The organism is Aeromonas oralensis (genome assembly GCF_049665575.1).
Taxonomy (GTDB): Bacteria; Pseudomonadota; Gammaproteobacteria; order Enterobacterales; family Aeromonadaceae; genus Aeromonas; species Aeromonas hydrophila.
In genome coordinates this window covers 2,507,112-2,520,021 of the sequence record NZ_CP187186.1, presented here as the reverse complement: position 1 = coordinate 2,520,021, position 12,910 = coordinate 2,507,112, and the positions used below count along the sequence as shown (strand labels likewise).

At 64.2% G+C, this 12,910-nt stretch carries 10 protein-coding genes and 1 pseudogene; 2 read left to right on the top strand and 9 right to left on the bottom strand.

Annotated elements, in window-relative coordinates; genetic code table 11:
* The first annotated feature begins 102 nt into the window (after window positions 1-102).
* A complete protein-coding gene (locus ACPDZI_RS11810) occupies window positions 103-795 on the top strand; it encodes a TetR/AcrR family transcriptional regulator (RefSeq protein ID WP_203091581.1) in 693 nt (230 codons plus the stop codon).
* 111 nt (window positions 796-906) lie between these two features.
* On the opposite strand, the gene ACPDZI_RS11805 is transcribed toward ACPDZI_RS11810, so the two are convergent.
* The 3 genes from ACPDZI_RS11805 to ACPDZI_RS11795 form a co-directional block, all read right to left on the bottom strand.
* Entirely contained in the window at window positions 907-2,160 is a 1,254-nt protein-coding gene (locus ACPDZI_RS11805; protein ID WP_011705831.1) for a D-amino acid dehydrogenase, read from the bottom strand.
* 151 nt (window positions 2,161-2,311) lie between these two features.
* The gene (locus tag ACPDZI_RS11800) at window positions 2,312-3,832 is read right to left on the bottom strand and encodes a cryptochrome/photolyase family protein (protein ID WP_438833163.1); all 1,521 of its coding nucleotides are present in this window, start codon (window positions 3,830-3,832) and stop codon (window positions 2,312-2,314) included.
* Entirely contained in the window at window positions 3,832-3,996 is a 165-nt protein-coding gene (locus ACPDZI_RS11795) for a DUF2256 domain-containing protein (protein ID WP_146061788.1), read from the bottom strand. Before ACPDZI_RS11795 ends, ACPDZI_RS11800 begins: the two co-directional genes overlap by 1 nt.
* 470 nt (window positions 3,997-4,466) lie before the next feature.
* On the opposite strand from ACPDZI_RS11795, the gene ACPDZI_RS11790 reads away from it, so the two are divergent.
* The gene (locus ACPDZI_RS11790; RefSeq protein ID WP_438833162.1) at window positions 4,467-5,852 is read left to right on the top strand and encodes a tryptophanase; all 1,386 of its coding nucleotides are present in this window, start codon (window positions 4,467-4,469) and stop codon (window positions 5,850-5,852) included.
* Between the two features lie 107 nt (window positions 5,853-5,959).
* Here ACPDZI_RS11790 and pbpG read toward each other — a convergent pair whose 3' ends face one another.
* From pbpG to nrfD, 6 genes and pseudogenes are all read right to left on the bottom strand, one after another.
* Complete coding sequence (gene pbpG, locus ACPDZI_RS11785) at window positions 5,960-6,880, bottom strand: D-alanyl-D-alanine endopeptidase (RefSeq protein WP_005300287.1); 921 nt, start codon at window positions 6,878-6,880, stop codon at window positions 5,960-5,962.
* 402 nt (window positions 6,881-7,282) lie between these two features.
* Complete coding sequence (locus ACPDZI_RS11780; protein ID WP_201886234.1) at window positions 7,283-7,738, bottom strand: NUDIX hydrolase; 456 nt, start codon at window positions 7,736-7,738, stop codon at window positions 7,283-7,285.
* A 136-nt stretch (window positions 7,739-7,874) separates the two neighbouring features.
* Window positions 7,875-9,066, bottom strand: a pseudogene (nrfF, locus tag ACPDZI_RS11775) (heme lyase NrfEFG subunit NrfF).
* Window positions 9,063-9,662 (bottom strand): DsbE family thiol:disulfide interchange protein, encoded by a 600-nt coding sequence (locus ACPDZI_RS11770; protein WP_438833161.1) that lies wholly within the window; start codon window positions 9,660-9,662, stop codon window positions 9,063-9,065. Before ACPDZI_RS11770 ends, nrfF begins: the two are co-directional and overlap by 4 nt.
* Entirely contained in the window at window positions 9,659-11,620 is a 1,962-nt protein-coding gene (nrfE, locus tag ACPDZI_RS11765) for a heme lyase NrfEFG subunit NrfE (RefSeq protein ID WP_438833160.1), read from the bottom strand. The genes ACPDZI_RS11770 and nrfE overlap by 4 nt, the downstream gene beginning before the upstream one ends.
* Before the next feature lie 307 nt (window positions 11,621-11,927).
* On the bottom strand, window positions 11,928-12,881 hold the full coding sequence (gene nrfD / locus ACPDZI_RS11760) for a cytochrome c nitrite reductase subunit NrfD (RefSeq protein ID WP_017409582.1): 954 nt from the start codon (window positions 12,879-12,881) through the stop codon (window positions 11,928-11,930).
* Window positions 12,882-12,910 lie beyond the last annotated feature (29 nt).

Below are 12,910 nucleotides of genomic sequence, written 5' to 3'. Positions count from 1 at the left end.
TGCGCCGGAAAATGCCAGTGATTGCTGCACTTTTTTTGACTTGTGTTGAGTCTGTCTCATCATGTAGTGGTGAGACTCGGTGACCATGGAGGGAAAGACGCAATGGCGGAACACGCATTGCCAGAGGGGCTCTGCATGCGGCGTCAGCCGCGGCAGCAGCGCAGTCAGGAGGTGGCGACCCGCATCGAGCAGGCCACCCTGGCGCTGCTGCGGGAGCAGGGGTTCGCGGCGCTCAACACCAATGCCATCGCCGCCCGCGCCGGGGTGGGCATCAAGTCGCTCTATCACCTCTATCCCAACAAGGAGGCGATCATCTGCCGGCTGGCGATGGACTGGCTGGCGGCGGTGTGCGAGGCGCAGGCAGCGATCCGCCAGCAGGCCGACGACTGGCCGCAGACCCTGGCCATGCTGGATCAGGCGCTGGATGCGCTGGATGAGCGCTTCGTCGGCTACGGGGCCCTGTGGCAGGCGATGGATCTCATCCCGGCCCTGCACGGGCTCGAGCAGGAGCACGAGCGCGGCCAGCTGGCATTCTGGCACGAGCGGCTGCGCCATTTTGGCTGCCGCTGGCCCGAGCCCGAGCTCACCACCCTGATCCGCTACTTCTACCGGACGGCGGATGTGGTCAAGCAGTGCGCCAAGGAGCAGGGGCGCCTGGGGGATCCCATCTGGCTGCTCCATCGCCACTGGCTGCAGCAACTGGTGGCGAGCGCCATCGCCGAGCCGGATCCCGCCCGGGTGTGGCAGGCGCAGCCCGCCCTGATGCCGGGCGGCGCGGCGGCAGAGGCTGAATAAACCGCGCTGGGGTCAAAACAAACTGCGGTCAAAACAAACTGGGGTCAAAACAAGAGGGAGTGCCAGGCACTCCCTCTTTGGGATGAAACGGGAAGAGACGGAGGACAAGTCTCAGCCGTAGCGGGCCAGGGTGAGCCCTTCGTCGCTGATGGCGGTGTCGCTGCCGCTGATGAGATCGCACAGCAGCTGACCCGAGCCCGCCGCCATGGTCCAGCCCAGGGTGCCGTGACCGGTGTTGAGCCAGAGGCCGGGGATGGGGCTTGGGCCCACCAGCGGGGTGCCGTCCGGCGTCATGGGGCGCAGCCCGGTCCAGAAGTCGGCGCGGCTGATGTCGCCCCCCTCGGGGAAGAGATCGCCGACCACCATGGCCAGGGTGTCATGCCGTTTCGGGTTGAGGGCCAGGTTGTAGCCCGACAGCTCCGCCATGCCGCCAACCCGGATCCGCTCATCGAAACGGGTGATGGCCACCTTGTAGGTTTCGTCCAGCACGGTACTGCGCGGCGAGGCCTCGGCGTTGATCATCGGCAGGGTGAGGGAGTAGCCCTTGACCGGGTAGACGGGCAGATCGAGCCCGAGCGGGCGCAGGAACCCTGTGGCATAGCTGCCGAGGGCACAGACGATGGCGTCGGCCTTGAAGCGCTGCTCGCCGGCCCGCACCGCCACGGCGCGTCCCTGCGCCAGCTCGATCTCGTCGATGGCGCAGTTGAACACGAACTTGACCCCCAGTCGCTGCGCTTCTGCAGCCATTGCCTTGGTGAAGCGGAAGCAGTCGCCGGTCTCATCGCCCGGCAGGCGCAGGCCGCCCACTATCTTGCCGCGTACCCGGGCCAGCGCCGGTTCTGCCCCTTCACAGCCAGCGGCATCGAGGGACTGGTAGGGCACGCCGTACTCTTCCAGCACCTCGATGTCGCGCTTGCTGGCATCGAGCTGGGCCTGACTGCGAAACAGCTGCAGGGTGCCGAGCTGGCGCCCTTCATAATCGATGCTCAGCTCGTCGCGCAGCAGCTTCATGCAGTCGCGGCTGTATTCGGCCAGCCGCACCATGCGCCCCTTGTTGACCGCATAGGCCGCCGGGGTGCAGTTGGCAAACATCTTCAGCATCCAGCGCAGCTGGAAGGGATCCGAGGTCGGTCGCACCGTGAAGGGGGCATGCTTTTGCAGCAGCCACTTGGCGGCCTTGAGGGGAATGCCGGGGGCCGCCCAGGGGGCCGCGTAACCGGGGGAGATCTGGCCGGCATTGGCGTGGCTGGTTTCAAGGGCCACTCCGTCACGCCGCTCCAGCAGCGTCACCTTGTGACCCGCCTTGGCCAGATACCAGGCGCTGGTCACGCCAACCACGCCACCACCGAGTACCACTATGTCCATCTTGTCTCTCCTTGACTGGGGCCCTCACCTTAATCAGCCGCCACAGGATATTCAACTGGTGTAGATATAATTGGGATATATATCTATTTACATTTATTTAACTGGTTTTCAATGTTGAAAAGTGTGGACTTGTTGGTATTAGCTGTGGCAGTCAGAGCTGCTCCAGCCGGATCAGGTACTGCTCCGCCGTCCCTAGGATGGCGTGCTGCTGTTCGGCGGCCTGGCCATCCCAGTTGGCATAGGGCAGGGCGAGACGAGGGTTGCAGCCAAGCTTCTCCCGGTTGCGCCACAAAAAGTGCCAGTAGAGGCTGTTGAACGGGCAACTCCCGTCGCCGTGGCGGGCCTTGACCTGATAGTGGCATCCCTTGCAGTAGTGACCCATTCGCTCGAGATAGGCGCCGCTGCTGGCGTAGGGTTTGCTGCCCATCAGACCGCCGTCGGCAAACTGGCTCATGCCACGGGTGTTGGGCAGCTCCACCCACTCGATGGCATCCACATAGATGCCGAGATACCAGGCATCCACCTCGTCAGGATCGATTCCCGCCAGCAGGGCAAAGTTGCCGGTCACCATCAGCCGCTGGATGTGGTGGGCGTAGGCGTGCTTCAGAGACTGGCCAATGGCGTGATGCACGCAGGCCATCTTGGTTTCGCCGCTCCAGAAGAAACCGGGCAGCGGCCGCTTGGCCCCCAGAAAATTGGTCTGCTGATAGTCGGGCATCTTGTCCCAGTAGAGGGCGCGCACGAATTCGCGCCAGCCGAGGATCTGGCGGATAAAGCCCTCCACTTGCGCCAGGGTGATGGTGCCCTGATTGGCCTGCCAGTGCGCTTCGGCAGCGCGGATCACCTCGAGCGGGTGGAGCATCTTGCTGTTGAGGGAAAACGACAGGCGGCTGTGAAACAGGCTCCAGCCCCGCTCACTCAGGGCATCCTGATAGCGGCCAAAGTGGGGCAGACAGTGGGTCAGAAAATGGGTCAGCAACTCGCGGCTCTGACGCCGGCTGATGGGCCAGGGCAGTCTGCTGGCATCTGCCTCGCCGATGGTGCTGACCCCGTGGCGGGTCAGCATGGCATCGATGTCGCTCACCTCGTTGGCAAAGGTGAGGGGGGCCGGGATGGGCTGGCTCGCCGGCAATTTGGCGCGGTTCTCGTCATCAAAGTTCCAGCGCCCACCAAGGGGCTGGCCGCGCTCATCGAGCAGCACCCTGTATTGCTTTCGCAGGGCGCGGTAGAAGAACTCCATCCGGCTGTGGGGATAGCGCTGCCAGCCATCGCGGGGGGTGAGAAAATGTTCGCTCTCCACCTCGGTGGCAGGGATGGCGAGGCCCGCAGCCCAGCTTTTCAACTGGCTGGCGAGGCGCCACTCGTCCGGGCTCTGCCAGGCAACGCTGTCGGCCTGATGCGCCGCGATCTGGGCTGCCAGCAGGCTGGGCAAGTCGGGCCAGCGGGCGCTCTCATCAAGGGTCAGGTAACAGACGCGGTGGCCCGCCTTGCCAAGGGCCGCCGCGAAGACGCGCATGGCGGCAAAGAAGGCCAGCACCTTCTGGCGATGGTGGCGACAGTAGTCGGTCTCCTGGCGCAGCTCCGCCATCAGATAGCAGACCGCTGGATCCGGTGTGCGAAACCAGCTGTGACCGGCATTCAGCTGATCGCCGAGCACGAGGCGCAGCTCCATCAGACTGGCTCCCCGTTATGTGGATGGCTGCTATGACGAGTGTGGCGACAGCGTTCGCTGCAGTAGCGCACGGCCTCCCAACTATGTGCCCACTTGCGCCGCCAGCTGAAGGGACGCTGGCAGACGGGGCAGATCTTCTCGGGCAGATGGGGTTTGCGATGCATGGGACTTCCGATGGTTGGCAAGGGGCGGCATGAACAGGGTCAAGTCAACGGGATAACAGCTTAACGAAGCGGAGGGCTGGGGGGATCACAGTTACCCGCATCGAGCCGGATGAATGGACGCTTTGTGAGCGGGCGCACAGCCCGTCAGTGCGTCCCTTGTTTGCAAATTAACCAGCCGTTAACGTGGCGAGGCTGCCCGCTGGCAGCACCCATCAATGGATCTTGTTGGCCACCGACTGTTTACAACCGACATGGAGGGGAGTGATGCCAATCATGACAGCTACGCCCCGGGCAGCCTGCCTGCTCGCCCACTGGTATACCCGGGATCCCATTCTGACCTTCGACTTTCCTCACCGCTGATTGGCGGCATCCGCCGTTTGAATTTGTCAGCCGGACGACCCTGATCGCCCCGGCCTCTTTGCCAATTCCAATTTCAAACACACTGGCCTTGCGCCGGTGAGGAGTCTTATATGCGTCGTATACCCGAGCCGTTTCGTATCAAGATGGTCGAGCCCATCAAACAGACCACTGGCGCCGAGCGCCGCACCGCCCTCGAGGCCGCTGGCTGGAACCCCTTCCTGCTGCTGGCCGAGGATGTCTATATTGATCTGCTGACCGACAGCGGCACCGGCGCCATGTCCGATCGTCAGTGGGCCGGCATCATGATGGGGGATGAAGCCTATGCGGGTAGCCGCAACTTCGTCGAGCTGGAGCGCGCGGTGCGCGAGATCTTTGGCTACCAGCATGTGATGCCTACCCACCAGGGGCGCGGGGCCGAGCAGATCCTCTTCCCCGAGCTGGTCAAGCGCTGCCAGGGCAAGGCGCCGGTCTTCATCTCCAACTACCACTTCGATACCACCAAGGCCCACGTGGAGTTGGCCGGCGCGCGGGCCATCAATTTGCTCACTCCGAAAGCCCTCGACACCACGGCCCCCTACGCCTGGAAGGGGGATTTTGATCTCCCTCGCCTGACCGACACCATCGAAACCCTGGGGGCCGCCAACGTGGCCGGCATCATCATCACGGTCACCTGCAACAGCGCGGGCGGCCAGCCGGTCTCCATGGCCAATATGGAGGCGGTATCCGAGTTGGCCCGTCGCCACCAGATTCCGGTGGTGATCGACGCCGCCCGCTTCGCCGAGAACGCCTGGTTTATCAAGGAGCGGGATCCGGCCTATGCCAAGTGCAGCATCAAGGAGATCGTGCGCCAGATGTTTGCGCTGGGGGACATCTTCACCATGTCCGCCAAAAAAGACGGGCTGGTCAATATCGGCGGGCTCTGTTGCTTTAAAGAGGATCTCGAGCTGTTTCGCGCGGTGCAGGTGCGCTGCGTGGCGATGGAGGGGTTTGTCACCTATGGCGGCCTTGCCGGGCGGGACATGGCGGCGCTCGCCATCGGCCTACGCGAGGGGATGGATGAGGAGTATCTGACCTATCGCATCAGTCAAGTGGCCTATCTCGGCGAGCGGCTGGCCGAGGCGGGCATCCCGATCCAGACCCCCACCGGCGGTCATGCGGTGTTTGTCGATGCCAAGAAGCTGCTGCCCCATATTCCGGCCGAGCAGTTCCCCGCCCATGCGCTCGCTTGCGAACTCTATCTGGAAGGGGGCGTGCGCGGAGTGGAGATAGGCTCCCTGTTGCTGGGGCGCGATCCCGCCACTGGCAAGCAGGAGGCGGCGGACTTCGAGCTGTTGCGTCTCACCATTCCGCGCCGGGTCTACACCCGGGATCACATGGACTATGTGGCCGACTGCTTGATCGCAGTGAAAGCGCGGGCCAGCGACATTCGCGGGCTTACCTTCGACTACGAGCCGCCACTGCTGCGCCATTTCACCGCACGGCTCAAGCCGGTCTGATCGCCAGCACTTCGGCGCCCTAGCCAGCGGATTTGTTCACAAGGCTCAACAACAAAAGCCCCCGCACCTGGATGCGGGGGCTTTTTTGACGATGATCGCCGGGCGTGTTACTGGCTGCTGAACAGCTTGGTCTGGGGGCTGGACTGGGCGGTCAGGCTCATGCGACCGGAAGTCTCCAGCCAGGATTTGATCCGTTTGGCATCGGCCACCCGGGCGTTGGGAGTGTCGGCATTGAGCAGCACCATGATCACCGGCTCGCGGTTGATCTGGGTGGCCATCACCAGGCAGCGACCCGCCTCGCGGATGTAGCCGGTCTTGGAGAGGGAGATGGGCCAGCTCCCTTCGCGCACCAGCCGGTTGGAGTTGAGGTAGTGCAGCTGGCGCTTGCCGTTGCGCACCATGCGCTCCTCGGTGGAGGAGTACTGGCGAATAAGCGGATAGGTGGATGCCGCCGCCACCAGCTTGGCGAGATCGTGGGCGCTGGAGACGTTGCGGGGGGTGAGGCCGGTACTGTCGGAGAACTGGGTGCTCCACATGCCGAGCATGCGGGCCTTGGCGTTCATCGCCTCGATGAAGGCGCGCTGGCCACCCGGGTAGTTTCTGGCCAGCGCCGACGCGGCGCGGTTTTCCGACGACATCAGGGCGATATGCAGCATGTCGGCCCGGCTCAGGCGCGAGCCCACCGCCAGCCGCGACCCGGTGCCTTTGAGTCTGTCCACGTCGGCCATGGTAACGGTCAGCATCTCGGAGAGCCGCTGGTTGGCATCGAGCACCACCAGCGCCGTCATCAGCTTGGTGATGGAGGCTATCGGCATCACCCGGTTGGCGTTGCGTTCCGACAGCACTTCACCGGTGCGCGGGTTGGCCACCACGAAGGCGGCGGAGCTCAGCGCCAGATCGTTGCGCTGCTCCAGAAAGCTGTTGGGGGAGTGGGACTGGGCTGAAAACGGATTGGCCTGGGCGCTCTCCATGCTGACGGGAACAAGGAAGGCACCGAGCAACAGGGTAAGAAAAGGGCGAGTAATCATGATTTGACGCTACCGTACGGCTGACAGGGATATTTGGCTAAGTTATATGACGGTAATTGACGCTTCACAACGTCTAATGGCCCGATATTTCAATTTTATGGGATGGCGCACCTTGAAATAACGGTAATGGCAGCTACGGATGGTTTCATACGAGTAATTACAGGGTGGGCAGGAGTGGGGAACCTGGTCGAGGTGCGCGGCTGGCGGCGGCCCCTGGCCGCTAGATAGTCACTCTTTTACCTCTCTCTGCTGCTTGTTTCCTTCCTCTCGCTCATTCTGGGTGATCATCTTTGCTGAAAATGGCCTGATCAGGGTCGACAACATGCGCTGATGGCCGCCATGGCCGGATGTAGATCATCACAAGATCAAGGGGATAACGGCAGGGCTCTTGGCATGCACCCGCTATGGTGTCATGGCCACCCGCATCAGCGCCGAGGGGCTGTTTTCGACAAAGTAGTGCCAGAGGTGATCATAGAGTGCCTGCTGGCCGGGGAAGCCCGCCAGCGCCTTGGCCTCGGCCAGGCTGCACCAGCGGTACTCGGTGTGCTCGTGATTGAGGGTCACCGCCTGCGTTGGCGGGCAGTAGACCACGAACACCGGCACCAGACAGACGGTGTTGGTGGCGTGCTCGTAAAACTGCTCCAGATACTGGCCGTTGTAGAGTTCGTGCACGACGATGCCGGTCTCCTCGCGAAATTCGCGCACTATGGTTTGCCAACCGGTTTCCCCTGTCTCGACCGTGCCCGCCACATGGCACCAGAAGCCGCCCTTGACCCGTTTCATCATCAGCAACCGGGCCTCGCCCCGGACGGTGGAGAGCGCGACGCCGGAGACGGCGTGACAGCGAATGGGGATCATGGGAGCGGCTCCAGAAACAGGTTCAATAGACGCCTATGTTCGGCCGCCGACGGGAGCTTGGCAAGTGATTTCCCTGTCGGTGGCGCTTGTGTGGGCCCAACGTGACAGGGGCATTCAGCCCCTATCATACGTGCGGTCAGCCTCCCATCATGCGGGCGGTCTGGATCGCCTCGATCAGCGCGGCGCGGTTGATGCGGGGGCGCTCCTCGTCCAGCAATTGCTGCCAGAGGGCGATGGCCTGGGAGTAGCGGCCCGTGCAGGAAGTGATCGGAGGCGAGCAGCATCAGGGCGCTCACCTCGCCCTTGTCCTGCTTGAGCGCGCTATCGATCAGGTGTAGCGCCTCCGGGGTGAGCTGCTGGCCTGCCTGGTAGTAGAGCACGGTGGCCTGGGCGGCCTGGGTCGCCGCGCTGGCGCAGCCCTCTTGCAGGGCGAGGCGCTGGTAGGCGAGCAGGGCGTTGGCGTACTCGTCCCGATAGAGATAGAGCTGGCCGAGCGCCGCCCAGCCGTCAAGATCGGCGGGGTTGGCTTGCAGACGCTGGTGCAAGGCGCCCAGCTCCTTGTCCTGCAGATCCCGCGGGCTCAATCCCGCCAGCGGATCGGGGCGCGACTGATAAGCCAGCCACGCCGGATAGCGGCCGGTGCCGGCATAAATACCGGCCATCAGCGCCAGCAACAGGGTTCCAAGCAGTATCCATGAGCGCAGCCTAAGCTGCGGGCGGACGGTGCGATCTCTGGCCAGCCGATCGCGCAGGGCCTGCTCGGCAGGTGGGGTGGCGTTGGCGAGGCGGGCCAGCTCCAGCTCCCGGTAGAGGCGGCTGTGGGGAGCAAGCCCCGCCTGCTGCTCGGCCATGATCAGCCGGTTCAGCTCGGCCCTGGGGTCGTGGGCGAGCGCCCCCTCGGCTCTGTCGCCGATAAGCGGCACCCGCGCCGGTTGCCGGCGATGCAGGCTCCTGCGCAGGCGATTGAGGGCCAGCAACAGTAAGAGGGCGGGGCCGCCCCACAGCAGCGCCGTGCTGCGCTTGAAGGGGGGATCGTAGCGCACGAAATCACCGAAGCGCTCCGTCATGCGGGCGATCACCTGCTCATCAGACTGCCCCTCGTCCACCCAGCGGTAGACCTCGAGCCGCAGATCCCGGGCGATGGGGGAGTTGGACTCCACCAGGTTCTGGTTCTGGCACTGGGGGCAGCGCAGGGCGCGGGCCAGCTCCTGAGCGCGGGTCTGCCGCTCGGGGTGGCGAAACTCATAGGTGTCGACCCCGCTGGCAAGGGCCCCGAGGCTCAAGGCCAGCAAGAGCGGCGCGATCAGGGCGTGGCCGAGACGGCTCATGGCTTGCTCTCCCGCACTTGTCTCTTTACTTCTCTCTCCACTTCTCTTTCCACTTCGGGCTGGCTGGCGGTGTTGCTGCGGGCCTTTGCAAGCAGGGGGGCAAACTGGCGTTGCCAGATCTCCCGGGTGAGCAGGCCGGTATGGCGGGTCAGCAGGGTACCGTCGCCGGCGAAGAGATAGGTCTCCGGCGTGCCATAGACGCCAAGCTCCAGGGCGAGTCGGCCGTCGGGGTCGGCCAGCACGGCGCGATAGGGGTTGCCAGCCTCGGTGAGCCAGGCGCGGGCGGCATCCCCCTTGTCCCGATAGTTGAGGCCATAGAGGGGCACGGCGCTGGCCAGATCACCCAGCAGCGGATGCTCGGCGCGGCAGTTGGGGCACCAGCTGGCCCAGATGTTAAGGACAAAGGGCTCCCCCTTGAGCGCCGCGGTGTGGACGGGAGCGCCGCCAAGCAGATCGTCACTCTGCCAGGCAGGCAGGGTGCGCCCGGCGACGGCCTCATCCTGGCTGTAGGGGTTGTTGCCAAGGCCGAGCCAGAGCAGAGCACCGAGCCCCAGGGTGAGCACGAGCGGCACGAACAGGCGCAGACGGGCGTTCATAAGGTCTCCTGTTCAAGCCGAGGGTAGGGGGCGGTCGCTGGCGCAGGATGGTTAGCCAGCAGCGGCCGGCGGGCGAGCAGGCGCAGGGTGCCACCCGCCATCATCAACAGGCCGCCGAGCCAGATCCAGCGCACCAGCGGCTTGTAGTGCAGCCGCATGGCATAGGCGCCGGGTCCCATCTTTTCGCCAAGCACCACGTAGAGATCGCCAAACAGCCCCCACGCGATGCCGGGCTCGTTCATGTTCATGGTGCGCACGCTGTAGTGGCGCCGCTCCGGGGTGAGCCTGGCCACCTCTTTACCGTCCTTGTGCACGCCGAGAGTGATGCGCTCGGCGGTGTAGTTGGGGCCGATGATCGGCTCGCTCCCCTCATAGCGAAACTCGAAGGCGCCGAGCCGATAGGGCTGGCCTGCGGCGAGCACGGCGCCCCCCTCCTGACTGTGGTGACTCACCTGCGCAATGCCGAGGGTGCACACCGCCACCCCGAGGTGGGCCAGCAGGCTGCCGAACCGATTGAGGGTGAGCTCGCGCCGCGATGTCGGTTGCAAGAGCGGGAGCAGCAGGCTGGCCATCAGCCAGAGGCTCAGCACGTTGGCCGTGAGCCCCAGCCAGCCGCCTCGCAGCGGCTCGGGATAGGCGAGGCTCAGCAAAGTGCCCCCCAGCAGGCCGAACAGGCATTGGAGCAGCACCTTGATGCGGCGCTGGGTTGCCAGATGCTGCCAGCGCAGGCGCGGCAGCTGGGTCATCAGCGCCATCAGGCAGAGGGCCAGCGGCACGAAGATGGTATTGAAATAGGGGGCGCCCACCGAGAGCGAGCCCAGATGGAGCGACTGGAACACCATGGGGTAGAAGGTGCCGAGCAGCACGCTGGCGCAGGCCACGCTGAGCAGCAGGATGGCGGCGCCGAGCAGTCCCTCTTTTGACAGCAAGCCAAAGCGGGCATAGGGAGCGCGAATGTCGGCCCGCAGGGCAAACAGGGTGAGGGCACAGGTGAGCAGCAAGCCGAGCAGCAACAGGAGGGTGAGGCCGCGGCTGGGGTCGACTGCAAAGGCGTGCACCGAGGTGAGCACCCCGGAGCGCACCACGAAGGTGCCGAGCAGGCTCAAGGAGAAGGTAAAGATGGAGAGCAGCAGCACGGCGTGGCCGTAAGCGCCACGCTTCTCGCACACCACCAGGGCATGCAGCAGGGCGGTGCCGAGCAGCCAGGGCAAGAGAGAGGCATTTTCCACCGGATCCCAGAACCACCAGCCACCCCAACCGAGCTCGTAATAGGCCCACCAGGAGCCCAGCACGATGCCGGCGGTGAGAAAGACCCAGGAGCCGAGCGCCCAGGGGCGGCTCCAGTGGGCCACGGCGCCATCGAGCCGACCCGAGTGCAGCGCCGCCATGGCGAAGGCGAAGTTGACCGCAAAGCCGACGTAACCGAGATAGAGCAGGGGTGGGTGGATGATGAGGCCGATGTCCTGCAGCATAGGGTTGAGATCGCGCCCCTCCAGCGGCCCCGGGAACTGGCGGTCGAACGGGCTGGAGAAGATCAGGGTATAGAGGCCGAACAGCCCGACGATCAGCCCCATGATGGCCAATACCCGGGTTGTGATCAGCGGATCGACCCGCCTGGAGCAAAGAGCCACCAGCGCGCCCCACAGCCCCAGCGCAAAGACGAAGAACAGCATGGAGCCCTCGTGACCGCCCCACACAGCCGCCAGCTTGAAGCCCAGCGGCAGGGCGCTGTTGGCGTGCTGGGCCACATAGACCAGGGTGAAGTCATCCTGGCCAAAACAGCTGGCGAGCAGCAGCAGGGCGGCCAACAGCAGGAGTGCGACCAGGAGGGCCAGCGGTGTTGCGCAGCCCAGCAGCGGCCGTGAGGCGAGCCGCAGCCCCAGCCAGGGCAGCAGCCCTTGCAGCAGGGCGAGCCCGGTCGCCAGCAACAGTGAGAGATAGCCGAGCTCCGCCAGCACACAACCTCCAGTCAATCATTCGTCTATGTTATGCCGCAGCGTCTGCACCGTACCGGCGCTGGGGGATAACATCCACATTTCTGGCAACAACCAATCGCAACAACTCATCGCAACAAATAAGCGCCAGTCACCCGAAGGGCGGCTGGCGCTTATCCCCAGCTTTCAATAACCGATTCACGATCCGTCGTGAGAGGTCGTCAGCAAGGTAAAGAGCAGCGCAGGAACCGGAGTGTATGTTAATACATGAGGATTCCGAGCAGCACATGAGCCTTGATCACGGCCTCGCAACAGGAGCGTGAACCGGTTTTTAAACTACCGTCATCTGGCCGGCATAAAGCACGAAGTAGCGCAGCAGCAGGATCCCCACCAGGGTCAGGCTGCAGACCAGTACCAGATAGCCGTTTTTGGCCCGCAGTGGCGCCGGGGCCAGCAGGGCCAGCAACTGGGGCAGCAGCATACCGATGCCCACCACCCCGAGCCAGAATACCTGAGCCCAGAAGCCGCTGCCGATGGCGGCCCACATGGCTGCCTCCTTCTGGCCGCCACCGAAGTAGAGGCCGGTAAAGAAGCAGACCAGCAGCAGCACCTCCACCGCCAGCACCGGCCGCTCGAAGCGGTGGACAAAGCTCACCCCCTGGCTGTGATGGTTCTCCTTGAACAGGGTGACCGCCAGCAAGATGGTGGAGGCGATGCCGGAGCTGACGCCGGAGATGAGGAACAGCACCGGCAGCACCGGGTTGTTCAAGAGCGGATAGGTCTTGAGCGCGGAGAGCAGAAAGCCGGTGTAGGCCCCCAAGAGCACGGCAAGCAGCAACAAGAGCGGCGCCAGCAGCCGCTCGATGCGGGCAAGCCAAGCGATGAGATCATCCACAAAGGCGAACTTCTCTTGCAGCAGGTGACGGCGCAAGGTCTCGATCTCGGAGCGAAACACCACCGCCAGCCAGGCGAACAGCACCGCCATGTAGACCTGGAACAGCATGACCCCCATCGACATCACGGAGTCGAACTGATAGTGGAACATCAGCTTCCAGAAGGTCCAGGGGCGGGCCAGGTGGAAGATGAGGATCAGTAACCCCAGCACCACGCTCACCGGCGCCAGAATGGCGGTCGCCTTGATGATGCCGCTCTCGCTGCCGGCCCCCTTGCGGCGCAGCAGCACCGAGAGGGTGGTGGCCCCGGCGGAGATGCCGAGCAGAAAGAGATAGATGGCGATGGGCCAGTCCCACACCAGCGAGGAGAAGTGAAATGCGTCATGCAACATGATCCATTCCTCCTTCTGTTACTGCGGTA

Coding starts and splice junctions, on each gene's coding strand:
- ACPDZI_RS11810 (WP_203091581.1), top strand. CDS start 103: ATGGCGGAACACGCATTGCCAGAGGGGCTCTGCATGCGGCGTCAGCCG.
- ACPDZI_RS11805 (WP_011705831.1), bottom strand. CDS start 2,160: ATGGACATAGTGGTACTCGGTGGTGGCGTGGTTGGCGTGACCAGCGCC.
- ACPDZI_RS11800 (WP_438833163.1), bottom strand. CDS start 3,832: ATGGAGCTGCGCCTCGTGCTCGGCGATCAGCTGAATGCCGGTCACAGC.
- ACPDZI_RS11795 (WP_146061788.1), bottom strand. CDS start 3,996: ATGCATCGCAAACCCCATCTGCCCGAGAAGATCTGCCCCGTCTGCCAG.
- ACPDZI_RS11790 (WP_438833162.1), top strand. CDS start 4,467: ATGCGTCGTATACCCGAGCCGTTTCGTATCAAGATGGTCGAGCCCATC.
- pbpG (WP_005300287.1), bottom strand. CDS start 6,880: ATGATTACTCGCCCTTTTCTTACCCTGTTGCTCGGTGCCTTCCTTGTT.
- ACPDZI_RS11780 (WP_201886234.1), bottom strand. CDS start 7,738: ATGATCCCCATTCGCTGTCACGCCGTCTCCGGCGTCGCGCTCTCCACC.
- ACPDZI_RS11770 (WP_438833161.1), bottom strand. CDS start 9,662: ATGAACGCCCGTCTGCGCCTGTTCGTGCCGCTCGTGCTCACCCTGGGG.
- nrfD (WP_017409582.1), bottom strand. CDS start 12,881: ATGTTGCATGACGCATTTCACTTCTCCTCGCTGGTGTGGGACTGGCCC.